Annotated in this window: 22 protein-coding genes; 8 read left to right on the top strand and 14 right to left on the bottom strand. The window is 64.1% G+C overall.

What is annotated here, in order from left to right; genetic code table 11:
- Nucleotides 1-231: 231 nt before the first annotated feature.
- From JKG68_RS13015 to JKG68_RS13025, 3 genes are read right to left on the bottom strand one after another with little or no spacing between them, the layout of a single operon-like run.
- Nucleotides 232-1,272, bottom strand: coding sequence for a histidine kinase dimerization/phosphoacceptor domain -containing protein (locus JKG68_RS13015; protein ID WP_312890788.1), 1,041 nt, complete (start codon nt 1,270-1,272; stop codon nt 232-234).
- 7 nt (nt 1,273-1,279) lie between these two features.
- A complete protein-coding gene (locus tag JKG68_RS13020; protein ID WP_202060044.1) occupies nt 1,280-1,711 on the bottom strand; it encodes a response regulator in 432 nt (143 codons plus the stop codon).
- On the bottom strand, nt 1,711-4,593 hold the full coding sequence (locus tag JKG68_RS13025) for a PAS domain-containing sensor histidine kinase (protein ID WP_202060046.1): 2,883 nt from the start codon (nt 4,591-4,593) through the stop codon (nt 1,711-1,713). Before JKG68_RS13025 ends, JKG68_RS13020 begins: the two co-directional genes overlap by 1 nt.
- A gap of 337 nt (nt 4,594-4,930) precedes the next feature.
- On the opposite strand from JKG68_RS13025, the gene JKG68_RS13030 reads away from it, so the two are divergent.
- The gene (locus tag JKG68_RS13030) at nt 4,931-6,457 is read left to right on the top strand and encodes a peptide ligase PGM1-related protein (RefSeq protein WP_202060048.1); all 1,527 of its coding nucleotides are present in this window, start codon (nt 4,931-4,933) and stop codon (nt 6,455-6,457) included.
- 12 nt (nt 6,458-6,469) lie between these two features.
- Here JKG68_RS13030 and purT read toward each other — a convergent pair whose 3' ends face one another.
- Complete coding sequence (gene purT / locus JKG68_RS13035; protein WP_312890789.1) at nt 6,470-7,642, bottom strand: formate-dependent phosphoribosylglycinamide formyltransferase; 1,173 nt, start codon at nt 7,640-7,642, stop codon at nt 6,470-6,472.
- 141 nt (nt 7,643-7,783) lie between these two features.
- On the bottom strand, nt 7,784-8,779 hold the full coding sequence (locus JKG68_RS13040; RefSeq protein ID WP_202060052.1) for an NADPH:quinone reductase: 996 nt from the start codon (nt 8,777-8,779) through the stop codon (nt 7,784-7,786).
- A 196-nt stretch (nt 8,780-8,975) separates the two neighbouring features.
- On the opposite strand from JKG68_RS13040, the gene JKG68_RS13045 reads away from it, so the two are divergent.
- Nucleotides 8,976-9,275 (top strand): hypothetical protein, encoded by a 300-nt coding sequence (locus JKG68_RS13045; protein WP_202060054.1) that lies wholly within the window; start codon nt 8,976-8,978, stop codon nt 9,273-9,275.
- Nucleotides 9,276-9,368: 93 nt separating this feature from the next.
- Complete coding sequence (locus tag JKG68_RS13050; RefSeq protein ID WP_202060056.1) at nt 9,369-10,286, top strand: DMT family transporter; 918 nt, start codon at nt 9,369-9,371, stop codon at nt 10,284-10,286.
- 51 nt (nt 10,287-10,337) lie between these two features.
- On the opposite strand, the gene JKG68_RS13055 is transcribed toward JKG68_RS13050, so the two are convergent.
- Nucleotides 10,338-10,847 carry a ferritin-like domain-containing protein gene (locus JKG68_RS13055; protein ID WP_202060058.1) on the bottom strand — a complete coding sequence of 170 codons (510 nt, stop codon included), beginning with the start codon at nt 10,845-10,847 and terminating at the stop codon, nt 10,338-10,340.
- Between the two features lie 223 nt (nt 10,848-11,070).
- Here JKG68_RS13055 and JKG68_RS13060 point away from each other — a divergent pair, with 223 nt between their 5' ends.
- The 4 genes from JKG68_RS13060 to JKG68_RS13075 are packed head-to-tail and all read left to right on the top strand — an operon-like array spanning nt 11,071 to nt 14,885.
- Entirely contained in the window at nt 11,071-12,162 is a 1,092-nt protein-coding gene (locus JKG68_RS13060; RefSeq protein ID WP_202060060.1) for a type III polyketide synthase, read from the top strand.
- 7 nt (nt 12,163-12,169) lie between these two features.
- Nucleotides 12,170-12,883, top strand: coding sequence for a methyltransferase domain-containing protein (locus JKG68_RS13065; RefSeq protein WP_202060062.1), 714 nt, complete (start codon nt 12,170-12,172; stop codon nt 12,881-12,883).
- The gene (locus tag JKG68_RS13070; RefSeq protein WP_202060064.1) at nt 12,880-14,031 is read left to right on the top strand and encodes an NAD(P)/FAD-dependent oxidoreductase; all 1,152 of its coding nucleotides are present in this window, start codon (nt 12,880-12,882) and stop codon (nt 14,029-14,031) included. Before JKG68_RS13065 ends, JKG68_RS13070 begins: the two co-directional genes overlap by 4 nt.
- Entirely contained in the window at nt 14,028-14,885 is an 858-nt protein-coding gene (locus JKG68_RS13075; RefSeq protein ID WP_202060066.1) for an SAM-dependent methyltransferase, read from the top strand. The genes JKG68_RS13070 and JKG68_RS13075 overlap by 4 nt, the downstream gene beginning before the upstream one ends.
- Before the next feature lie 9 nt (nt 14,886-14,894).
- Here the strand turns inward: JKG68_RS13075 and JKG68_RS13080 are convergent, their stop codons facing one another.
- A complete protein-coding gene (locus JKG68_RS13080; RefSeq protein WP_202060068.1) occupies nt 14,895-15,419 on the bottom strand; it encodes an ankyrin repeat domain-containing protein in 525 nt (174 codons plus the stop codon).
- Nucleotides 15,420-15,444: 25 nt separating this feature from the next.
- On the bottom strand, nt 15,445-16,368 hold the full coding sequence (locus JKG68_RS13085; RefSeq protein ID WP_202060070.1) for a nucleoside hydrolase: 924 nt from the start codon (nt 16,366-16,368) through the stop codon (nt 15,445-15,447).
- 82 nt (nt 16,369-16,450) lie between these two features.
- Here JKG68_RS13085 and JKG68_RS13090 point away from each other — a divergent pair, with 82 nt between their 5' ends.
- Entirely contained in the window at nt 16,451-18,325 is a 1,875-nt protein-coding gene (locus JKG68_RS13090) for an adenine deaminase (RefSeq protein WP_312890790.1), read from the top strand.
- A gap of 3 nt (nt 18,326-18,328) precedes the next feature.
- Here the strand turns inward: JKG68_RS13090 and JKG68_RS13095 are convergent, their stop codons facing one another.
- The 6 genes from JKG68_RS13095 to JKG68_RS13120 form a co-directional block, all read right to left on the bottom strand.
- Nucleotides 18,329-19,654: an amidohydrolase family protein gene (locus tag JKG68_RS13095; protein WP_202060074.1), complete on the bottom strand. Its 1,326-nt coding sequence runs from the start codon at nt 19,652-19,654 to the stop codon at nt 18,329-18,331.
- On the bottom strand, nt 19,654-20,721 hold the full coding sequence (locus JKG68_RS13100; RefSeq protein ID WP_202060076.1) for an ABC transporter ATP-binding protein: 1,068 nt from the start codon (nt 20,719-20,721) through the stop codon (nt 19,654-19,656). The genes JKG68_RS13095 and JKG68_RS13100 overlap by 1 nt, the downstream gene beginning before the upstream one ends.
- A gap of 6 nt (nt 20,722-20,727) precedes the next feature.
- A complete protein-coding gene (locus tag JKG68_RS13105) occupies nt 20,728-21,519 on the bottom strand; it encodes an ABC transporter permease (protein WP_202060266.1) in 792 nt (263 codons plus the stop codon).
- On the bottom strand, nt 21,516-22,364 hold the full coding sequence (locus tag JKG68_RS13110) for an ABC transporter permease (protein ID WP_202060078.1): 849 nt from the start codon (nt 22,362-22,364) through the stop codon (nt 21,516-21,518). Before JKG68_RS13110 ends, JKG68_RS13105 begins: the two co-directional genes overlap by 4 nt.
- Before the next feature lie 10 nt (nt 22,365-22,374).
- Complete coding sequence (locus JKG68_RS13115) at nt 22,375-23,415, bottom strand: ABC transporter substrate-binding protein (RefSeq protein ID WP_202060080.1); 1,041 nt, start codon at nt 23,413-23,415, stop codon at nt 22,375-22,377.
- A 213-nt stretch (nt 23,416-23,628) separates the two neighbouring features.
- The gene (locus JKG68_RS13120) at nt 23,629-24,315 is read right to left on the bottom strand and encodes a phosphoribosyltransferase (protein WP_202060082.1); all 687 of its coding nucleotides are present in this window, start codon (nt 24,313-24,315) and stop codon (nt 23,629-23,631) included.
- Between the last annotated feature and the right edge of the window lie 92 nt (nt 24,316-24,407).

The raw sequence follows: 24,407 nt of genomic DNA on the forward strand, positions 1-24,407 counted from the left end.
TGGGCGCCTCCGCAAATCGGCGCCAACCAGTGAATCACAAGTCATTGCTCGGATTCAAATTTCACTCGGACAGGCTCTAAGAACCTCAAGCTGACCGCGGCTGACTTCCTGATCATCTAAGGAAGGTAACTACACGAGAAAAGCTCTTCCTGGTGAACCAGGAAGAACTTTTCCTGCAGCGTAGAATCGAAGAAAAACGTCAGGGTAGTATTGTCTTCGGGCGAAGAATGATCAGACCGCAAAGGGCAGAACCGCCCGGGTCCCCGCGTGCTTCTGATCGTACTCGACGGCGGATTGCAGGTTTGACGCCATGGCCTTCACGATCTTCGTGCCGAGGCCACTGCCCTGCACCTTTCCGGTGCCTTTCCAGCCGATGCCGTCGTCCTCGACAACGAGGACCACATTCTCACCTGCAGCAGACAACGCAACGCGGATGTCGCCGGTCGCGCCCTCCGGATAGGCGTATTTGAACGCGTTCGTCACGAGCTCGGTGACGATCACCCCCACGGATACGGCCTTGTCGGTAGGGATGGGGATCGCCTGCGCGATAAGGGTGATGGTGTGCTCCCGCCCCGCGGCCCGCATGGCGCCCTCGAGTTCCTCGACGAGGCCCTGAAGATAGGTATCCATTTCGACGAAGCGGACATCGTTCGAGGTGTAGAGGCGGCGGTGAATCTGCGCGATTGCCGCGATGCGGCTTTGGGTTTCCGTGAGAATGTCCTGAGCCACGGTGTCCGTGCCGAGAGCGCGCTGCTGCATGGCGACCAGGGAGGCCACCAGCTGAAGGCTGTTCGCAACGCGGTGGTTCACCTCCCGCAGCAGCATTTCCGCCCGCTCCCGCGCCTCGCGCATCTCCCGCTCTGCGGCTTCCTTCTCCTGGCGGAGCCGTTGGGCCGCAAGGGCCTGCTCGGCTGCCGTGCGCAGGAGGTCGAGGAACACGCCGCCCACATCCTTGACCACGTAGTCGGCCGCACCTGCCTTGAGGGCGGCCACCGCGATCCTTCCTTCGTCCGCCCCGGTCACGTAAACCACGGGGGGTGGATTAGGGAGAGCCTGGATCTCCGAGAGAACCTCCAGGCCTTCCTTGCCGGGCATGAAGTGATCGAGGGCGATCACGTCGAAGCATGCCGATGCGAGCTGTTTCAGCCCATCATCGCCACTGAGGGCATGGCTTACCTGGAAGCCATGGCGCGACAGCGCCCGCTCGACAAGGCGGCCGAGGCCGGGATCGTCGTCGATGTAGAGAAGCCGGGTTGGCTGGCTGTCTGTCACGCCTCTCTCACAGTGTCTCGGGTACCTGGATAACGGAAAGGAACAGTCCAAGCTGGCGTATCGCTTGCGAGAAGGATTCGTACTCGACCGGCTTGGTGATGTAGACATTGGCGCCAAGGTCGTAGCAACGCTGCACCTCGCGCTGGTCGTCCGTGGTCGTCAGCACCACCACCGGAGCGCGCTTCAGCTTCTCGTCGTTCTTCAGCTTGGCCAGAATGTCGACACCGTTCATGTCGGGCAGGTTGAGATCCAGCAGCACCAGGAAGGGACCGGCGTTGCGCACCACGTCGCTGAACAGGTGCTCGATGGCGCTCGTGCCGCTCGCGAAGGTGCGGATCTCGTTGCAGACGCCTGCCCGGCGGATATTCTTCTCGATCAGACGGGCATGCCCCTCGTCGTCCTCGATCATGATGATGGTGACGGGATGCTGGTGGGGCATTACGCGGCCTCCGAACTCATGTTGATGTATTTGGGCAGCACGACCGTGAAGGTCGAGCCTTCTCCCAGCCGCGACGACACCGAGATCGTACCGCCGAGCCTTCGCACAAGAGCGCGCACGTGCGCAAGACCGATTCCCTCCCCCTGCTGATCCTGCACTCCCGAGCGCCGGAACAGGTCGAAGATGCGCTCGTAGTCCTTGGGGTCGATCCCTCGGCCATTGTCCTCGATCTCATAACGGATGCCGATGCCGAGATCCTGTCCGCGCACCACGATCCGGCCCTGACGCGCGGGATCGAGGTACTTGACGGCATTGTCGATGAGGTTTCCGAAGATCTGCTCGACCGCCAGGCGGTCGCTCGTCAGATCCGGAACATTCTCGATCACAAGCTCCGCCCCACGTTCATGGAGCTGGTGTGCGACGCTTTGGCGCTGAGCCTCCAGAAGCGCGCCCATGCCCAGATGCTCCGGGGCCAGGACGCGCCGCCCTTCCCGCGACAGCTTGAGGATGGCGTTGATCAGCTTGTCCATCTTGACGGTCGAGGATCTGATGAAGCCGATCGCCTCCACGAGATCGGCCTCGACGGCCGAGCGAGTGTCTGGAGAGACCAGCCCTGGGTTCGTCTCGAGGACCTTCCTGTAAAACTGCTCGATCTCCGCGTGAGCGCTTTCGAGTTCACTGGTGAACCCCATGACGTTGACCAGCGGCGCCCGCAGGTCGTGGCTGACGATGTAGGCGAAGCGCTGGATTTCCTCGTTCGCGGCGTCAAGCTCGGCAACCCGGTCTGCGAGCATCGACGCGAGCCGCCGGGTTTCCTCCTCGGTTCGAACCGCGCGCTCCCGGCTTTCCCGGAGCTCCTCCTGGGCCTGCTTGAAGTCGTGGATGTCGGTGCAGGTTCCGAACCAGCGTATGATCCGGCCCTGGTCGTCCCGAACCGGCTGGGCCCGCCCGAGAACCCAGCGGTATTGCCCGGAACGATGCTTCAGGCGATATTCGATGTGGTAGGGCTCGCCCGTCTCGAGGCAGTGGCGCCAGATGCTCCAGGCCCGCTCTTGATCGTCCGGGTGGAACATGCCGCTCCAGCCTGCCCCGTCGGTGGTCCCCTCGGGAACGCCCGTGTACTCGTACCAGCGTTGATTGTAATAGTCGTGATAGCCGTTCGGCTGCGTGGCCCAGATCAGCTGATCGATCGAGTTGGCGATTGCGCGGAAGCGCTCTTCGCTTTCCCGCAGCGCCCGTTCCGTCTGCCGGTTTTCCGTAATGTCCACATTCACGCCGATCATGCCCAGGAACTCTCCGCCGGGGCTGAAACGGGGCTGCGCGTTGGTGCTGACGATACGATACTCGCCGTCGGCGCGTTGCAGGCGGGCCTCCGTGGAAAAGGGCGCTTGAGCCTGCATCCCCTGGCCGAACGGGCCGTAGAGGGCGTCGTGATCTTCCGGGTGGACCGTCGTGCCCCAGTCGAAGTCCGCAATGGCCTCAAGCTCCACGCCCCAGAACTCCCGCTGCGCCCGGTTGAGGTAGACGCACTTGCCGTTCTGGTCTCCCATCCACAGCATGACGGGAGCGCTTTCCGCCACCAGCCGGAAACGCTGCTCGCTTTCGCGAAGGGCGTCCTCGACGCGCTTCTGGTCGGTGATGTCGAGGATCACGCCCACAGCCCTTGCGGGGGTCCGGTCGGGGTTCAGCTTCATCTCGGCTCTCAGCAGCATCCACCGGATCGCCTGGTCAGGTCGGATGAAGCGGAACTCGACTTCGACGAAACGCTCGCCCCGAGCCATCGCCTCCTGCCCGGCCGCCTGCATCCGGTCGCGCTCGCCAGGGTAATAATGGGCGCGGATTTCGTCGATGCTTGGGCGCGCGTCGGCAGGAAAGCCGAGAAGCTGGTACAGTTCCGGCGAGCCGACGAGAGTGTCCGTCGCCACGTCGAGCTCCCAGACCGCCATGCGCCCGGCATCGATCGCCAGACGGAGGCGGGACTCGCTTGCCCTTAGAGCATCCTCGCTCCGTTTCTGCTCGGTCACATCGTGCCCTTGCACGAAAATGCCCGAAACGGCACCGTCCGTGCCAAAGATGGGCTGGTAAACGAAGTCTAGGAAGCGCTCCTCCGGAGGGCTCCCCGGCTCCTGGCTAAGCGCGACGCGGATGCTCCGTCCGACAAACGGCTGACCGCGATTGTAGACGCGGTCGAGCAGGTCGATGAAGCCTTGGCCGACAACCTCGGGCAGGGCTTCCCGAACAGGCTTGCCGACGATGTTCTCGCGGCCGACGAGATGGAGATAAGCTGCATTGGCCATCGTGAAGACGTGATCCGGCCCGCTGAGGGCGGCCATGAAGCCAGGCGCCTGTTCGAACAGACCGCGCAGGTGCTGCCGCTCCTTTTCAAGGGCGTCATTGGCCTCCTGCATCGCCTGTGCTTGGCGGAGCATGTTGGTCTCGATCAGGGCAGATGCGGCCGGGGATGGGGCCGAACTCCTCGCCAGAACCCGGAGGCGGTGGAGCTCCGATACGTCAACCGTATGCTGGAGGATGAATGTCATCTCTCCGTCATGGTTGAAAAGGGGAGTATGCGACGCACTCCAGTAGCGTTCTTCGAAGCCCTGCCCGTTCGGAAGCGGGATCGCATATTCGATGAGCGGCAGGTGATCGGCCACCTTGTCCCGGATGACGCGGTCGAAGGAGGCGCGCAGCTGACGGTAGCCGGGGGAGTCCGGATCGCTGGGGAAGGCATCGAACATGTTGCGTCCGATCAGATCCTCCCGCTCCCGCATGGTCACCTGGAGATAGGCATCGTTCATCCCGCGGATGGTCAAGGATGAATCGAGCAGGATGTAAGGGTTCGGCGACGCGCTGAACAAAGCTTCGAAATTGATTGTCTTCAACGGTATGTGCTGGGCAACCGCCAGCCCCCTTCATGATTGCCGGGCAGAGCTTGTCCATATTTAGGACGGATTTGGACAAGTGCCACGGGTCTGCGCAATCGCTGGGCCAGTGTGACCGATCCGTCACTCGGGAGGCTTGAAAGCGGCTCCCATAAGCGCAGGGCGGCTCCTTCATTGCCGGGGAGCCGGCCCTCCTCGCACTGAGGCAGAGCGTTTCTCCTGGAGCATGCGATCCCTTGCACCCCCGGAGCACGCAACCAAACCTTGGCCACAGGCGTTCCGCTGGCAGGATGAGGCTCAGGGCGTCCCGTGGCTTCGGGCGGATTGGGAAGACAGAATGATGGGCGTTGAATCTGGCACCAGACAGCCCACGCCGGAAGCTGACCGGTTCAAGGATCTCCAGGGCCGGCTGACCCAAGCCTTCCGTGCCTTCGCCTCTCCCGACGCTCCCCGCACGGTTCTGATCGTGCCCAGCTTGAGCTTGGATCAGGAGGTGCTCGCAAGGATCTCGGGCGCTCACCATTACGAGGAGCGCATGCTGTGCTACCTCATGCTGCTGCGGCTTCCCCGTACTCGGATCATCTACGTTTCGAGCTATCCGATCCCGGAGCCCATCATCGACTACTACATGCACCTCCTTCCGGGGATCCCGGCTCAGCATGCGAGAGCTCGCCTGACGCTCCTGTCCTGCCATGACGGATCGCCTGTCCCGCTGACGTCTAAGATTCTCGAGCGCTCCCGGCTGCTCCAGCGGATTCGTGACGCGATCCCCAATCCGGCATCCGCCTACATGACCTGCTTCAACGTCACGGAGCTGGAGCGCGACCTCGCATTGCGTCTCGATCTGCCCATCTACGGCTGCAGCCCGGATCTTCTCTCGTGGGGGTCCAAGAGCGGCTCCCGGAAAATCTTCCGGGAGGCCGGCATCGCGATGCCCGAAGGGTTCGAGGATCTTTGCGGGGCCGATGAGGTTGCCGATGCCCTCGTGGAACTCAAGGCGCGGCGCCCGGGCATCAAGCGGGCGGTCGTCAAGCTCAACGAAGGTTTCTCCGGCGAGGGCAATGCCGTCTTCGCCTATGAGGGCTCCCCAGAGGAATCGGAGCTGCGCCCCTGGGTTCGGGAGCGCCTGCCCCATCTCGCCTTCGAGGCGAAGGACATGACTTGGGAACTCTTCTGCAAAAAGCTCGCACAGATGGGCGGGGTTGTTGAGGAGTTCATCGAGGGTGAGGTCAAGCGCTCCCCCTCGGCGCAATTCCGGGTCGACCCGCTTGGGCAGCTGGAGCCCGTCTCAACGCATGACCAGGTCCTTGGAGGCGAAAGCGGCCAGGTCTTTCTGGGCTGCACCTTCCCGGCCGATGATCGTTATCGCCTCGAAATCCAGGCGGATGGCCTGAAGGCCGCCCGGGCGCTGGCAGGAAAAGGCGTATGCGGACGCTTCGCAATCGACTTCCTGTCCGTCGAGGAAGGCGGGGAATGGCACCATTATGCCATAGAGATCAACCTGCGGCGCGGCGGGACGACCCATCCCTTCATGATGCTCGAATTCCTCACAGACGGCCGCTACGATCCGGCCACAGGCTCCTTCCAGACGCCATCCGGGCACCCGCGCTGCTACTACGCGTCGGATAACCTCGAGGCGGCGCAATACCGGGGCCTGGCTCCTGCGGACCTGATCGACATCGCCGCCCTGAACGGGCTCCATTTCGACGGAGCCTGCCAGAAGGGCGTGGCCTTTCACCTGATCGGCGCCCTGTCGGAGTTCGGCAAGCTGGGCGTTCTGTGCATCGCCCCGTCCCATGAGGAGGCGGAGGCCCTTTATCGCCGCACCACCGAGGTTCTCGACCGGGAAAGCAGCCCTGCCTAAAGGCGTGCCGGATCAGTCCTCGTAGGTGATCCGAACCTTTGCGGCTGCCTGCCGCGCCCGCTCCCGGGCTTCGTCGACCGAGCGTCCAGCGGCCAAGGCAACGCCCATGCGGCGATGCTTGCGGGTCGTCGGCTTGCCGAACAGCCGAACCTCCACTCCTCCGCCGTCGCCACCCAAGGCAAGGGCCTCCCGCAATCCCTGGATGGAGAATCGCTCGGCCTCGCGCTCGGCCAGGATCACTGCGGAGGCGGTGGGTCCGTGAAGACGGACCCGGGGGACCGGAAGCCCCAGAACGGCGCGGGCATGGAGGTCGAACTCGGAGAGATCCTGGGACAGGAGCGTGACGAGGCCCGTGTCGTGCGGCCGGGGAGAGAGTTCGGAGAAGATCACCTCGTCCTTCGTGACGAAGAATTCGACCCCGAAGATCCCGTAGCCGCCGAGGTTGTCGACCACCTTCCGGGCCATCTCCTTGGCGTCATCCAGCAGCTTGTCGGTCATGGGAGTCGGCTGCCAGGACTCCTGGTAATCCCCCCTCTCCTGCCGATGGCCGATCGGCTCGCAGAAGGAGACGCCCTCGCGGGAGCGGATCGTCAGAAGGGTGATCTCGTACTCGAAGGCGACGAATTCCTCGACGATGACCTTCTTGCGGTCACCGCGCATGTTGGCGACGGCATCGTTCCAGGCCTGCTCCAGTTGCTCGGGCGTGCGCACCGTGCTCTGCCCCTTGCCGGACGAGGACATGACAGGTTTGATCACGCAGGGCAGGCCCGTATGTTCAGCGCCTGCCCTCACCTCCTCCAGACTCTCCGCATAGCGGTACCTGGAAGTGCGCAGACCGAGCTCGGTTGCGGCAAGCTCCCGAATGCGATCCCGGTTCATGGTCAGCGAGGCGGCGCGGGCGGAGGGAACGACCGTGTAACCCTTATCCTCGAACTCCTGGAGCACTTCCGTCCTGATCGCCTCGATCTCCGGGACGATGAAATCGGGCCTGTGCTTCTCGAGGGCGCCCTTGAGCGCATCCGCATCGAGCATGGAGAAGACCTCGGCCTCGTCGGCCACCTGCATGGCGGGAGCGTTCCTGTAGCTGTCGCAGGCAACCACGTGGCATCCGTACCGCTTGGCCGAGATCACGAATTCCTTGCCGAGTTCGCCCGATCCGAGAAGAAGAATTTTGGCTGTGAACACGGAGTTGCCTTTCATCGGTAGCTTGAGGCCGCAGCCCCTCGGAGAGGGGAAATGCCGCTGCAGTCGGTGTGCGTCGAGACGGTGTGGCCGAGTCGGGCTCTCCCGTAAAGCCAAAGCGATCGAGGCTGTCGACACTCGGGATCACGGCACCTCGACCACCACCTTGCCGACGGTCTTGCCCGATTCCAGCGCCTCGTGCGCCTCGACCGTCCGATCCAAGGTGAAGCGTGCACCGATGTGGTGCTTGAGCCTGCCCGAACGCAGGGCATCCGAAGTAGCGGCAATTGCTTCCGCATGTGCCTGCTCGCCCATGACATAGACCAGGACGAAATGCATGGTCGCATCCAGTCCGGCAAGGGGCCAAAATGGCAGTGCCGGCACGGGAACTTCATCGGATGCGTAGGATGAGACGACGCCGCGCACCTTCAGCACCTTGAGCGTCGTGTCCAGATTGGCGCCGAACGCCACATCGACGATGCGGTCGATACCGCGCCCGTCCGCTGCTCCCGTGATCTCGGCGATCCGGCCGGCTACGTCTTCGTCACGCCGGTTGATGATGAAGTCGGCTCCGGCCTCGCGGGCGACCTTGGCCTGCTCGTCGCGGCTTACGGTGGCGATGACCCTGGCTCCCCCGTGCCTTGCGAACTGCACGGCATAGTACCCGACGGCGCCCGCGCCTCCGGTCACCAGGACGGTCTTTCCATCGACAGCCCCATCGGCGAACACGCAGCGATGCGCCGTCAGGGCCGGAACCCCCAAACAAGCCCCTTCCTCGAAGGATATGTTGTCTGGCAGAGGGACAGCGTTGGCGGCAGGCACGGCGGCATATTCCGCCGCACATCCGAAAGGACGGCCGAGTTGGGCTTCGTAGATCCAGACCCGCTCACCGATACGGCCGGTGTCCACTCCGTCGCCAACCTTCTCGATCGCCCCTGCACCATCCTGGTGCGGGATGATCCGGGGCCAGGGATTAGGTCTGGCGCCGGCGCCGCTCCGGGATTTCGTGTCGGACGGGTTGATGCCTGTCGCATGGATCCGAACCAGCACCTCGCCAGGCTGAGGCTCCGGGGTCGCCATATCGCCGAACTGGAGCACATCCCGCGCCGCTCCCCTGCGCTCATACCAGACGGCCTTCATCGGATCCTCGTTTTTGGCTGAAATCGTTGTGCTTTCATCTTTTCAACAGCGCGCCATGGATCCGGTTTCCTCCAGGGGCGTTCAAGAGCATCGCGTCCTTGAGGCCTCGCTTGCGCCCAGTGCAGCCCTGCCGTCTCAATCGCGCATTACGCCATCGTGAGCCTCGTGGGTTAAGGGACTGCGCAGGAGAAGATTTATGCCAGCCAAGAAGAACTCATCCGCTGCCCAAACCCGGCGTGTGACCCGTGTCGAGCCTCCTGCGCTCGAGGAAGCAGTCGCGGCGGCTCAGGGGCTGACGGACGACATCGAGAGCCAGGTCGAAATCGCCTCGCAGCTCATGGGCCTGCCGGAGGACGAAGTGAGGCCTGTCGTGCTCAAGACCGCTCCCCGGGTACAGGTCCGGCGGCCCGAGCGCTTCCCCTCCTTCGAGCGGAGCGAAGGGCCGAAGGTGGTCGTGGTCGAACGCAAGCGCCCCCGCCTCGCCATTCCCCGGTAACCTCACCAACCTGCCTCCCGCTCGGTTGCGTCGGCCTCTTCGGCCGGCGCCCTCGCGTCTTCGCCGCAACCCTTCCCGCGGGATCCTCCTCACATGGTCAAAGGTATCGTTCTTGCATTTTTGGCCTTTGCGGTCTTTGCCTGGGGCGATGCGGTGGTCAAGGAAATCGGTCACGATCTTGATCCCTTCGAGGTCACCTTCTTCGGCTATCTCATCCCGCTGGTGCTCTCGCCCGTCTTCATGAAGCCCGGGGACAGGGTTCTCGACCTCGTCCGCTGGAACAGCCCTTGGATCATGGGGCTGCGAGTCCTTTTGATCGCCGTGACGACGCCGCTCAGCGTCATGGCCTTTCGGAGCCTGCCCTTCGCGGAAGCCTTCGCCCTTCTGTTCCTGATGCCGAGCCTCGTCACGATCCTTTCGATCTTCGTGCTGAAGGAGAATGTCAGGTGGCGGCGCGGCCTTGCCGTCTGCGCCGCCTTCATCGGCGTCCTCATCATCGTGCGACCGGGCTTCAAGGAGCTTTCGCCCGGCCATGTGGCTGCGCTCGCCGCCGCCTCATGCGCCGCCGGAGGCGTGATCATGGGACGGATGATCGGCCAGACGGAGAAGCGCTACACCCTCATCGGGACCGTGTTCCTGGCTACGACTGCGATCGCCGGCATCCTCATGATCCCGGGCTTTGCCTGGCCCACACCCTATCAGTGGCTCCTGCTGCTCGCTTTCGCCGCAACGGCATTCGCGGCGCAGGCGCTGTTCATTGTGGCCACCATGTATGCGCCGGCCGACCGCCTCGGTGCGGCCCAGTACAGCCAGATTCTCTGGGCGCTGGCCATTGGGGCGCTCTTTTTCGACGAGTGGCCCGATGCGCTCGCGCTCATCGGGATCGTCATCGTCGTAGCCGCCGGCTTGTTCATCTTCGCCCGGGAGCAGACACTCAAGCGCAGTGGAGCGCAGCCCCCATCGGCCGAGGCGCTCCAGCCTGGAACGGCAGCGGAACCGAGTCTGCGCTGAGGGGCAGACAGCCCGGGCAAGCATCATCACCCGCCCGGACGGGCTTCGGCATCACCGATCCGCCTTGTCGCCGCTCGTTGTCAGCTCCACGTAGCGGCGCGTCACCGGCTCGATCAGACCCGCCACCTCCTGAGCTGCCTGCTCCTCCTCCTGGACCGACTGACGGAAGGCGGAAACATGCGCCGTCTCGCCGGCGGACTCGGCGATCGCTATCAGGGAGCGATAGGCCCCTATCTGTTCGTACTGGTACGCGTAGCCGGCATAGAGATTCTTGAGCGTCTCGTCCTGGAACAGCCCATGGATCGTTGCACCGATGGTTCCCGCCACCGAGGTGACGGTTTCCTTGATCGTGGAGATGCCCTCTCCTGCGGACTGGAGAGCCTGCTCGAGGCGAGCCAGCTGCTGGCGCGTGGTCCCGATGTGGCGCTGGAGGAGCGCTGCGTAGTCCGGATATCTCTCCAGGCGAGAAACCTGGGTTTCCATCTGCTGCAGACCCTGCTGCTCCATAGCATGAGTGTTGCGCAATGCTGTGACGTAGATCGAACGGGCATCCGTTGCCATGAACGTGCTCCTCTTTAGGGCGGACGCGACACTAACAAACCCGCCACTGCGGGGTTCCTGCCCTGCCGGAGGTTCATCAGGATAGGCGCGAGCTAGTGCGACGGTCCGGCCATACCGAGGATTCGAATCGGGTGCGACCTCTCTGCCTGCCGTCGTTCACTTCATGATGGGCTGCTCTATGTCGATCCATTGGTCTCTTGAACGACCCGTCAAGATCAGCAGGATGGATTTCGTGGCAGGCGCATACATCAACCGGATCGGCACGGCCGTGCCCGAGCACGACATCCATCAGACCTTCATCGGTTTCGTCGACCAGTTCCTGCCGGAGCGAAAGGATAAGCTCATCTTCAGGCGCCTGGTGCAGCGCTCCGGGATCGAGCATCGCTACTCGACCTTCACGCCCAATGAGAACCTGGAGGAGGCCGCCGACCGGCAAGGGTTCTACCAACCGGGGCAATTTGCCGGCACAGGGGCCCGCATGGCGCGGTTCGAGACCCATGCGGTCGACCTGGCGCAGCAGGCCGTCGAGGCGCTCGAACTCGGGGAGGAGCTGTCCAGTCTCACCCACATGGTGGTGGCGTCCTGCACCGGCTTCACGGCGCCGGGCCTCGATCAGCAGTTGATGGAGCGCCTCGGGTTGAATCCGTCGATCGAGCGCACGATGGTGGGGTTCATGGGCTGCGCGGCAGCCGTCAATGCCCTCAAGGTGGCGCACCATATCGTTCGTTCCGAGCCGTCAGCCAAGGTCCTGGTGGTCAATCTGGAGCTCTGCACCCTTCACCTGCAAGAGACATCCGACATCGAGGTCATCTTGAGCGCCCTGCTCTTCGGCGACGGATGTGCGGCAAGCCTCGTCTCGTCAAAACCGGAAGGCATCGCGCTCAAGGATTTCCGTGTCGCAACGATCCCGGATACCCGCGACCTGATCACATGGCGCATCGGCGATGCGGGCTTCGAGATGAGCCTCTCCGGCGAGGTCCCCCACCAGATCACGAAAGCCCTCCGCCACGAGGCGACGCGCAACGACGACGGCGGGATCCTGCGCGGCCAGCACAAGGACGACTTCGACCTGTGGGCCGTTCATGCGGGGGGCCGCACGATCCTCGATGCCGTCGAGCAGGGGCTCGACCTGGACCCGGAAGCCTTGCGCTGGTCGCGGGGCGTGCTGCGCGATTTCGGCAACATGTCCTCCGCCACCTTGATGTTCGTGCTCGACCGGATCATGCAGCACGCCCCGCCCGCCTCCAACGGCTTCGGAATGGCCTTCGGCCCTGGATTGGTCGCCGAGACCTTCCGCTTCGACCTCGCCGGATAGAAGCGCCATGGGCCGGAACTTTGCGGAGCGAAGCCTTGAGACGGAGCTCATGGATACGGAATCCGTGGGCGTTGAGGACTACGGCGTTTGCCTGAAAGACCTCGCAACCGTCAACACCCTGACCCTCACCCACGGCCCGATCCTGAAATGGCTCGACCATGCTACGCGCGATCTGGGTCCCGGCCAACGCGTGACCGTGCTCGACGTCGGGTATGGCTACGGCGATCTGCTGCGCCGGATCCATGCCTGGAGCCTTCGCCGCGGCCGTGCCCTCGACCTGATCGGCGTTGATCTCAATCCCATGAGCGAACCGATCGCCCGGGCCGCAACACCGCCCGATGTTCCCATCGAATACCGGACCGGCAACGTGTTCGACTTCGCCCCCGAAAGGCCTATCGATTTCGTGATCAGCTCGCAGACCACGCATCACCTGTCGGACCAGGAGCTTGCAGTCTTCGTCCGCTGGATGGAGCGTGTGGCGGCGCGGGGCTGGTTCATCGCCGACCTGCACCGCCATGCCATCCCCTTCTATGGCTTCAGCCTCCTGTCCCGGCTGGCCCGCTGGCACCGTTTCGTGCAGCACGATGGACCTGTTTCAATCGCCCGCAGCTTCCGACGGGAAGACTGGGAGCGGATCCTGCTGACGGCAGGCCTTGAGCCGGGAGAGGCCGAGATCCGCTGGCACTTCCCGTTCCGCCTCTGCGTGAGCCGCCTGCGATGAGCGGCATCCGCGAAGAGATCGTGATCGTCGGCGGGGGCCTCGCCGGGGCTTCCGTCGCCTGCACCCTGGCGCGGGCCGGACGCCCTGCCCTCCTGATGGAACGTGATCCGGAGCCCCGGCATAAGGTCTGCGGCGAGTTCCTGAGCGTCGAAGCGCAGGCCTATCTTGCGCATCTCGGCATCGACCTGGATTACTTGGGCGCAAGCCGCATCTCGCTCCTTCGCCTCTTCCTTGGACGAGACATGGCCGAGGCGGATCTGCCTTTCGTGGCCCGAGGTCTCTCCCGCAGGATCCTGGACGAAGCTCTTCTTCAGGAGGCCAGGCACGGTGGAGCGAGAGTCGTCCGAGATATGCCCGCCCGCTCCCTTTCGTGCGACGGAGGGCGCATCCGTGTCGAAGCGGGCTCTCTGGGCGAGATCCACGCCGACACCTTGTTCCTGGCAACCGGAAAGCACGATCTTCGAGGAGCCAAGCGCCAGTCGGCCGGATCCATCGATGACCTGATCGGGTTCAAGCTTCATTATTCCCTCGCGGAGGATCAGCGCCGCGCGCTTGATGGCGTGATCGAGGTTCTTCTGTTCACAGGCGGCTATGCAGGGCTGCAGATGATCGAGGGCGGTCTCGCCAATCTTTGCCTTGTGGTCTCCAAGCGACGTTTCGAGCAGGTCGGCAAAAGCTGGGACGGCCTCATCGATCATATCGCCCGTGAGTGCCCGCATCTGAATGAACGTCTGCAGGGCGCGGAACCCGTCTTCGAACGTCCCTTGTCCATCTTCCAGATCCCCTACGGCTTTCTCCATGCGCCGGACCCTGCCGAGCCGCAGAATCTGTTCCGCCTCGGGGATCAGGCCGGCGTCATACCGTCCTTTACCGGGGATGGGATGTCGATTGCCCTGCACAGTGGCTGCTTGGCCGCCTCTACCTTTCTGTCGCTTGGCCATGCAAGCACGGTTTTTCATCGGCGCATCCAGGCCGACATCCGCCGCCAGGTGCGCCTTGCATCTTTCATGAACCGGGTGGTGCGCCAAGCAACGGGCCGTAGGATGGTATTCGGTCTATGCCGCGCATGGCCCGCGGCCATGCGGCACGTGGCAGCCCTGACGCGCGTGGAGGATGCCTCCATGCGGAGGGCGCTGGCGGCGTCATGATCGTTCCAAAGGAAGTGCAGACATCGGCCGCCGTCGCGGAGCATTACGACGAGCTCGACCCGTTCTATCGCGAGATCTGGGGCGAGCATGTGCATCATGGCCTGTGGACCACAGGCCGGGAAACGCCCGAACAGGCCGTCGAAGCCCTGATCGCCCACCTGGCCGGCACATTGCACTTGGAGCCCGGGCAAAAGGTTTGCGATGTGGGCTGCGGCTATGGAGCGACGGCTGAGTGGCTGGCCAATCGTCACAGGGTTCATGTCACAGGCGTTACCCTCTCGTCCGCTCAGCTGCAACAGGCGCAGAAGCGCAGCGCAGGATCGTCCCTCCTGCGCTTCATGCGGCAGGACTGGCTGGAAAACACCTTCGAGGATGGCGCCTTTGATCGTGTGATTTCCATCGAGAGTTCCGAGCACATGCCGGACAAGCAGAGCTTCTTCGACGAGGCGTTTCGGACCCTCCGCCCCGGCGGCCGGCTTGCAGTTTACGCGTGGCTCGCTCGTGACGGGGCACGCCCATGGGAGGAGCGCCATTTCCTGGAACCCATCTGCCGCGAGGGGCGCTTGCCGGGAATGGGCACCGAGACGGAGTATCGCCATTGGGCGGCAACGGCCGGATTCGTGGTCGACGGGTTCGAGGATCTCAGCGCCAGGGTGCGGCGCACCTGGGCTTTGTGCGCGGGGCGGGTTGCCAGGAAGCTTGTGACCCACTCGCCCTACAGGCGCTACCTGATGAATGCCCGCGCGAAGAACCGCATCTTCGCCCTGAGCCTTCCTCGTATCTGGGCAGCCTACGCCACGGGCGCCATGCGCTACGGCCTGCTGACGGCCCACAAGCCCAAGGACGCCTTGTAGTGCACCCGGTCAGGACGCTCGGGCAAGCCGCTCCGCCGCATCCGCAGCGCCCATGGCGCCGGCGAGCTGCTCGGCTGTGAGGCCACCAGCATCGCGGGCCTGAATATCCGCACCCCGCGAGAGGAGCACATCGACGATCTCGGTGCGGTTGAACATGGCAGCCACCATCAGCGGCGTCTTGCCCCCGTCGCTGCGGCCATTCACATCGGCCCCGCCGTCCAGGAGACACTGAACACTCGCAAGGTCCCCCTTGAAGGCAGCGCCGGCCAAGGGGGTCTGCCCCCGGTCATTGGCAAGCTCGGGGTCCGCGCCGTGCTCCATCAGGAGCCGCACGGCCTCCGCATGGCCATGGTAGCTCGCGAGCATCAGGAGGGAGTCGCCCTTTTCGTTGCGCAGGTTCGGCGGCAACCCCATGCGAAGCAGATCGCCTAATTCCTGCACCTGCCCTGCTCGCGCATGCTGGAAGACCCTCTGCGCGAAGGCGATCGTCTCCTCGTCCAGCTCCGGCAGGGTTTTCGGCGTCTCATTGTGCATGGCCTTCTCCGAAATTGGTTCCCGCCTAAGTAGCGGTAAGGCGCCCGGCGAGAAGGCCGAGAACGGCGGGAGCATCGACAGCTATTGCGACCTGAACGGCCGTGCCTGCCTCTTCGACGGTCAGCGCCCCTGCCTCTTCAGGCGATTCGGTGCAGACGCTCAGATGCAGGCTTTCGAGTCGAAACAGGTCCGGCGCGAGAGCAAACAGCATCACGCATGGATCGTGAAGCGGGCGGCTCTCCTGGTTCGTGGAGGATTCGAAATAAGCCTCGATGAGCCCACCCACCATGGCGGCGACAGGCTTTCCGCTCGCCGCCAGTTCGTTTGTGAAGTCGCGCGTGGCGCGCACGCGCCGGGTCACGTCCAGCGGGACGAGCACGAGGGGCAGTCCCGAACGAACGACGGCAGCCGCAGCCTCGGGATCCGCCCAAAGGTTGAACTCGGAACGCGGTCCCACATTGCCCCTTTCGTGGATCGCTCCTCCCATGGCGACGATCCTGCCGATCCGCTTTGCTGCCTCCGGCCTGTCGAGGATGAGCTGCGCCAGGTTCGTCAGCGGCCCAAGCGCCAGCACGTCCACCGTGCCGCTGGGCTGCTCGAGCAGGAGTTCCGCCAGCCACTCGACGGCAGGCCGGCTCTGCGGCAGGCGGGCAGGATCGGGGAGAGCAACACCGCCGATGCCGTCCTCCCCATGCAGGTTCAGCGGCTCCGGGCCGGGGCGAGACAGGGGCGCGGCAGCGCCCTTGAAGACCGGAATGCCTTCCCGTCCGGCAAAGGCTAGCAGCCGGCCCGCGTTGCGCGTGGTGGTGTCGATGCCGATATTCCCGGCAACAGTCGTGATCCCGGCAATCGCGAATTCGGGCGAAGCGAGCGCGAGCAGGATGCCGATGGCATCGTCGATACCAGGGTCCGTGTCGATAACGGTCAGCCGGGCTTTTGCATGGGTCATGATAGGGTTAGACACTCCGCTTCTGGTCCGCGCGTTCCTTATCGGACAGCGGGCGTCGATTGACCATAGCCGCAGGTGCCCCGTGACCGATTCCAGCCCGCTTCCTGACGACCTGCTCGTGAACGCCGGGGACGAGGTGCGGATCCGCCAGGATCTCGTTCTGGTCGCCCTGGGCAAGCGGCCCGCCGATCTGATCCTGCGCGTCGGCCGCCTGCTCGACGTTCACACCCGCACCTGGGCGGAGGATCAGGAGATCGCCATCCGCGGACGGCGCATTGCCTGGACAGGACCTGCAGGCACCTTTCCCGGCACCGCCCTGGCGCGGGAAGAACGGCGCAGCCTTGCCGCCGTTCCGGGTTTCGGCGAAGTGCACAAGCATATCGAAAGCTCGCACCTCACGCCTGAACATGAAGCGGCGCTGGTGCTCCCCCGGGGCAACACCTGGACCTGCGAGGCGAGTCATGAATTCTCGAACGTGGACGGTCCTCACAACCTGGAATTCTGGCTCACGGCCCGCCGGAACGGCTCGCCCATGAAGATCTTTCCGCTGCCCGGATCCGCCGTTCCACCAACGGCTTACGAGTGGGGCGGCGGCCACTATGGTTATGACGAGCAGGCGGGCTTCTTGAAAGAGAGCCTCATGGTGGCCGGCCTCGACGAGGTGATGGACTGGCCTGCCGTGTGGAACCCGGAGAACCCTTCGCACAAGCGGCTCTGGGGCATGATCCAGGCCACGTTCGAGCAGCGCGGCGTGGTGGAAGGCCACGGTGCGGGCCTGCGCGACCTGAACTCCATCAATGCCTTCGCGGCGGCAGGCCTTGCGTCAGACCACGAGGGTTGGACCCCGGAGGAAGTCTGGGACAAGCTGCGCCACGGCATCTTCATCGAGATCAGGCCCCATTCCATGCCCGAGATCATTGGAGGACTGCTCCAGCGCGGCCTCTCCGACTGGTCGCAAGTGGCCTTCGCCACCGACGACCGCAGCGCCTCCGACACCCTGCGAATGGGTGCAACGGACTACAATGTCCGGCTTGCGATCCAGTCGGGGCTCTCGCCGGAGACCGCAATTCAGTGCGTCACCATCAACCCGGCGCGCCACATGCGGCTCACCCCCTGGGTCGGCAGCATCGCGCCGGGCCGCTTTGCCGACGTCGTGCTGCTCGACGATGTGGAAAATCTCTCCATCGCCGAGGTCTGGGCCGATGGTCGCCCGGTCTCCCGGGGCACGGACTATATCGGCCCGCTGCCGCAGATCCGCTGGCTGGACTGGGCCTCGAAAACGGTCAATATCAGCCGCACAATCGAGGCCGAGGATTTTGCCGTTCAGGCCGAGCCCGGCCGCGCCACGATGCAGGCGGCGCTGCTGCGGCCCTTCCACTGGCACGACGACTTCATCACCATGGAGCTTCCCGTGGAAGACGGCGAAGTTCAGCGCGATACGGACAGAAACGTCACGAAATTTGCCATCGTCGATCGTTTCTCGGGCGAAGGGAAGATCTCCCGCATGTTCTGGCTCGGCTGCGGGCCCAGGACCCCGGACACGGCGGTCGGCTGCACGGTCGCGCACGACAAGCATAATCTTTGGGTCGTGGGCTCGTCCGACGAAGCCATGGCGCTGGTCGCCAATCGGGTGGCTGAGATCGGCGGCGGCTGGGTTCTCGTCAGCGGCGGAAGGGTTCTGGCAGAGGTGCGCTACGAGATCGGCGGCCTGATGACCCAGCGCCCGGCCGAAGATCTCGATATTGAAATGCAGAACCTCTACGCGGTAGCCGGCAAGATCGACTGGCTCTACGAGCCCACCTTCTCGCCACGGTGGTATCCGGGATTCCCGGAGCGGCTCCAGTTCGCGACTCTCACCTGCGCTCCCTGGCGCTGGGTTCTGGTCGCGCCATGCGAGGCCGCCCCGCAAGGCTTCGTCAACGTGGTGACCGGGCAGACGCACCCGGTCGTCTGGTAGGCATCAATCGGCCGCGTCAATCCGGGCCATCTCGGCCCGGAAGGCTGCCGCGATCTGGCCCGCATCGCGCAGGATCTTCTTGCGCTCCAGGCTTTCCACATTCCGGCCGCGCATGATCCAGCGGCCACCGACCATGACGTCTTGGACATCAGCCGGCATCGCGGAGAACACGAGGGTCGCGTAGATGTCGTAGACGGGCTGCATGCGCGGTGCGGAGAGATCGATCCGGATGAGGTCCGCCTGCTTGCCGGGCGCGAGCGAGCCGATGCGGCCATCGAGACCCAGCACCTGCGCGCCCTCAAGGGTTGCCATGCGGATCACCTGGGCCGCCGGCATGGGCTTGCGGCTGTGCCCGAGCAGCTTCTGGAACATGGAGACAGGTCCGAACTGGCTGAACAGGTCGAGGGTGTTGCCGCTCATCGGCCCATCCGTGGCGATGCCCACCTTGATGCCTGCCGCGCGCATCGACTCGACGGGTGCGATGCCGCGTCCGGCCTTCGCGTTCGAGCGCGCATTATGGGCAACCCGCACATCCGCTCTCGCCATGCGCTCGATCTCGAAGAGGTCGATGTGCAGGCAATGGGCTGCGATCAGCCCAGGCAGCAGCAGGCCTGCCTTTTCGACGACGGCAACAGGACGCAGGCCGTGATTCTTGCGGCACCACTCCATTTCGCTGTCCATCTCGGCGAGATGGAGCTGCACCGGCACCCCAGGATGCGCCTCGGCCCAGCGCGCGACCCGGGCCATGACCTCGATGTCGGTGGAGTAAGGCGCATGAGGCGCGATGGAGGCGAGGATCCGCTCGTGCCCGGAGAACTCGGCCACCAGCTCCTCGACGAGGGCAAAGCCCTCATCGATGGTCTTGTGATCCGGCGGGTCGAAGGTCGCCAGCGTCTGGCCGACCACGCCGCGCAGACCCGCCTGGTCCAGAGCCCGCCCGACCTCCGTCTCGTAGTAGTACATATCGGCAATCGTCGTGACGCCGGCCTCGATGGATTCGAGCGCGCCGAGCAGCGTGCCCACGCGGACCATCTCGGGCGTGACGAACTTGCGCTCCATGGGCAGCACATAGCGGAACAGCCGGTCGTCCACGTCCTCGCCGAGACCCCGGAACAAGGTCATCGCCAGATGGGCATGCGGATTGACCATGCCGGGCATGACCACGTCGCCCGCGACGTCGATCACCTCCGCGCCTTCCACCTGCGGCGGCTCGCCCGAACCAAGGGCCTGGATCGTGCTGCCCTCGATGTGGACCCAACCATGCTCGATGACCGTCATGGTCTCGTCGATCGGGAGAAGGCAGGCGTTCCTGATGATCGTGGATGCCATCAGCGGGCCTCGTCGGGCATGAGGATGCTGCACTGCTCCGGCACCGGCACCAGCTTCACGCCGGTTCCCGGATCCAAAGGCGCCGTCAGGCTGCCATTGGCAACCAGATGCCCGGCGGCCGTCTCGCATTGATACTGATAGGCGCGACCGAGATAGGTTCTCAGTCCCAGTTGCGCCGGGATACCCTCGGCTGCGGGATCGGTGGAAACCATCAGGCCATCGGCTCTCGTTGCAAGCAGGAACGTGTCCGGAATGGCTCCGAATGCGTTTTGCGAGAGGCGCAGCCGCATGCCCGCCGTTTCCGCCGTGACCGTCTCGCCTTCGCGGCCTACGACCGTGAACGGGATGATGTTCTCGAATCCGACGAAGCTTGCCACGAAGGTGTTGGCCGGCTGCCTGTAGAGCACCTCCGGGCGGTCGAACTGCATGAGGCGGCCGGCATTCATGATCGCGACGCGGTCCGAGATCGAGAACGCCTCCTCCTGGTCATGGGTCACGTAGACCGAGGTGGTGCCGTTTGCGCGCTGCAATTGGCGGATCTCGACGCGCATCTCGACCCTGAGCTTGGCATCGAGGTTGGACAGGGGCTCGTCGAACATCAGAAGCGGCGGCTCGATGACGAGCGCCCGCGCCAGCGCCACGCGCTGCTTCTGCCCACCCGAGAGCGCCCCAGGGGTGCGCTCCGCCAAGGGCGCAAGGCCGACGCGCTCCAGCATGGCAAGGGCACTCTTGCGCCGGTCGGACGCCCCAAGCCCCCGCTGCTTGAGGCCGAAGGCGACATTGTCGAGCACGGACAGGTGCGGGAACAGGGCATAGTTCTGGAAGACGAGGCCGATGTCGCGCTTATGAGTGGGAAGGCGCGTCAGATCCCTTCCTCCAAGCTTGATCGATCCGCTGGTTGGCGACAGAAACCCGGCAATGAGGCGCAAGGTCGTGGTCTTGCCGCAGCCGCTGGCGCCAAGAAGGGAAACCAGTTCACCAGCCTGGACCGAGAGCGAAAGGTCTTCAAGAACCTTGGTGGTCCCGTAATGGGCCGAGACCGCATGGATATCGAGAGGCTGTGTCACAGGACGCTACTTCGCAAGAAAGGTGAGGCCGAGTGTTCGCTCCACCACGGCCATCACGGCCACGGTGAGGAACATCAGGAGCACGGAAACGGACGCGACGGTCGGATCGAAGAACTGCTCCACATGCGCCAGGATCTGAATCGGCAGGGTGCTGATTCCGGGACCCGTCAGGAAGAGCGACACCGAGACGTCGTTGAGCGAGGTGATGAAGGCGAGGATGAAGGCTGCGATCACCCCTGCCCTCACATTCGGCATCACGATGGTGAAGAACGTCTTGAGCGGCGCGCTGCCCAGGCTGATCGCCGCCTCCTCGATGGAAAAGTCGAAGGAGGCGAGGCTCGCGCTGATCACCCGCACCACATAAGGCAGAACCAGAAGCGTGTGGCCGATCAGGAGGGCCGCGAAGATCGGCACCCCCGCCCCGACGGTGAGCGACTTCAGCAGGGCAAAGCCGAACACGATCTCGGGCACCAGGATCGGCAGCACGAAGAGCGTTCCGAGCCATTTCGGCAGCTCGACCCGGAAGCGGTTGAGCGCATAGGCCGCCGGAATGCCGATGATAAGGGCGATCAGCGTGCCCAGGAAGGCGATCTGAAGACTCGTCACGATGGTTCGCCGGAAGGCGCTGATCTCGAAGATGTTCTCGAACCATCGCAAGGAGAGACCCTGCGGCGGGAAGGTCAGATAGGTGGTGTCGCTGAGCGCGGCGCCTACGACGATGACGAGCGGCACCATCAGGAAGAAGTAGACCAGCGCCGCGACGGCGATGAGAAAGGGATGAGGTCTGTCGGACATCAGGTCGCCATGGGATTGATGCGGCGGGCGATATGGCTCATGGCGAGCACGATGGCGATGGTGATCACCGTCATGATGGCTGCGATCGTCGAGGCGCCGACCCAGTCGAAGGACACCATGGCGCGCTGATGAAGCAGCGTTGCCAGCACGGTCTGGCGCTCGCCGCCAAGAAGCTGCGGCGTGGCATAAGCCGTGAAGCTGCCGGTGAAGACCAGCACCGCGCCGACGATCAGGCCCGGCACGGCAAGAGGCAGCAGCACCTGCCAGAAGGTGGCAATCGGCGAAGCGCCAAGGGACGAGGACGCCTGAAGCACATCGCGGGGAATGTTCTCCAGCACGCCGACCAGGGACAGGACCATGAGCGGCACGAAAAGATACACCATTCCGACGATAACCGCCCCTTGGGTGTAAAGCATCTCGAGCGGCTCGCTGGTGATGCCCAGACCCAGCAGCGTCTGGTTCAAGATGCCGTTGCGACCCAGGATGATGAGCCACGCGAAGGCACGGACCACAACCCCCGTCAGCAGCGGGAACACGGCGGCGATGATCAGCAGGCTCTTCAGCTTGCCCGGCGCGCGCGACACCACATAGGCGGTCATGAAGCCGAAGATCAGCGAGATGATCGTGGTGAGAGCAGCGATCTGGAGCGTCCTGAACAGGACGGTCGTACGAAAGCCGCTGTTGAAGTAGGAGATGTAAGGGGCAAACACCCCGCGCGGGTCCATGAAGGTGCCGGCGATCACCGCCCCGATAGGCACGAGCAGGAACCCGAGCACCGCGAGAGTGGCGGGTGCCGACAGCGCCCACCCGGTTGCGCCCTGCAGGCGCGGAAAGCGTCTCTTTGTCATTGTCGCAGGATCAGCGTCCGAAGACCTCGCTCCACGCATCGAGCCAGTCGGTCTTGGCGGCATTGAGCTTTTCGTAGTCAATGCGCTTCAACGACGAGATCATTGTCTGGCCATAGGTCCAGCGGGCTGCCTCTTCCGGCTTCAACTGCACTGCGGTCGCAACCGGAGCATCGACGCCGCGCTCGGCCAGGGTCTGCTGGATCTTGGGATCGAGGATGAAGTTGATGAACTGATGCGCCAGTTCGGGATTGGCAGCGCCCTTGGCGATGTTGATGGTGTTGAGGGTGGCGTAGTCGCCCTCCTTCAGCTCCGCCCAACGGGCAGTCGGCACCGCCGCCTGGATCTGAGCCAGGGTGAAGTCCTGTGCCATGGCCACGGAGACCTCGCCGGTCGAGAACAGGTTCACGAGCTCGGAACCGGTGTTGTAGTTCTTCACCACGTTGGGCTTGAGCTTCTCGATGGCCGCAAAAGCCGCCTTCTCGTTCTCATAGGGATCGACGCCCGCCTGATTGGCGGCGACCAGAACCGTCATCGGGCCGGCGGTGGTGGTGATGCCGGGCAACGAGACGCGGCGCTTGAGATCGTCCCGCCACAGGTCGTTCCAGGAGGTGATCGGGCTCTTCACCTTGGCGCTGTCGTAGATGATGCCGACGCGGCCGATGGTGTAGGCGGGGCCGAACTGGCCTTGAGGAGCGCGGGCGACCTCGTATATCCCGTTCAGGTTCGGGATCTTGGAGCGATCGACGGGCTGGAACAGTCCTTCGGCGATGCCGATCTGCGAATAGCTGTCTGTGAGGTAGACCACATCCACGCCGCCGCCGCCGCGGATCTTGATCTTGTTCAGGCGGTCGGCATTGTTGCCCGTTTCGAAGACGAGCTCGCAGCCGCACTGAGCACGGAACGGCTTGAGGACAATCTCTTCCAGCTTGTCGCCATTGAATCCCCACCAGGAGATCGTGAGGGTCTTGTTCTGCGCCATGGTCGGGGCGGCGGACAGCGCCGTCACAACCAAGGCCATGCTCGCGATCGGATTGCGCCAACGCCCTAACATCTCAGGATCTCCCAGGTTTCAGTGTTTCAAGACCAAGGATACCGAAGCGGCATCCCCTTTGAAGGGCAATATTGGCACTGCGCCTTCCGACGAAGTCATTCGCTATAGGCATCAGGCATTAGCACAACCGCCGGCCCGGGAAAGCCCTGTTCCCCCGGGCTCCTGCCCACCTTATCGCCATTTTGCCCAAAATGCTTGCAATTCGGAATCGGTCTACTCGGCGGCCCAACCGCCTCCCGCCAAGCGCTTCAGACGTGGTGTCCTCAGGACGCCGACGACGCGGTCCAGCCATTGCAGATCCATGGCCGCGAGCGGCTTTTGCCATGCATCGGTCTGCAGCATCGCCGCGCCGATGACGACCGGCCTGATCCCGGATCGGGCGAGCAGCTCAAGTGCGGCGGTGATGGACCGGCCGCTGCTGATCACGTCGTCGATGAGCAGGACCCGCCTGTTTTCAAGCAGGGGCAGCATGCGCGGGTCGAGATAGAGCCGTTTCGTCTGCTCCGGACTCGTGATGGATGTCATCGGCACGGAAAGCTCTTCCCGATACCAGAACTTCCGCGATGTCCCGAGGGGAACGTAGCGGCTGAGCCCGAGCCTCTTGGCCGTGCCGCTCGCCAGGGTAAGGCCGAGGGTCGGAAGGCCGACCACCACCTCCGGCTCGAAAGGACGGACCTTCTCTGCGAGGCTGGCGCTCAGCGCCTCTTCGACGGCAAAACCCGCCTGGTTGACGATGAGCGAAGCCAGGGCTTGCTCCCCGTCTGCCAGTTCCCTGATCGGAAGGCGCAGCTGGCGCCCATCCTCGAATTCCGCCGGGAAGAAGCCGCGATGCCCGTCAGCCGGCTGACGCTCGAAGGACAGGGGCGGATGGATCTCCTGCCAGAAATCGTGGGGCTGCATCGCACGTGTCTTTCATTCGGGTTCGCACAGGACGATTGTGACCTGTCCTCTGCCGCTGTATCGAACGATTCAGCCGGCATTTCCAGGACAGC

It is taken from the genome of Microvirga aerilata, from assembly GCF_016743775.1.
In the GTDB taxonomy this organism is placed as follows: Bacteria; Pseudomonadota; Alphaproteobacteria; order Rhizobiales; family Beijerinckiaceae; genus Microvirga; species Microvirga aerilata.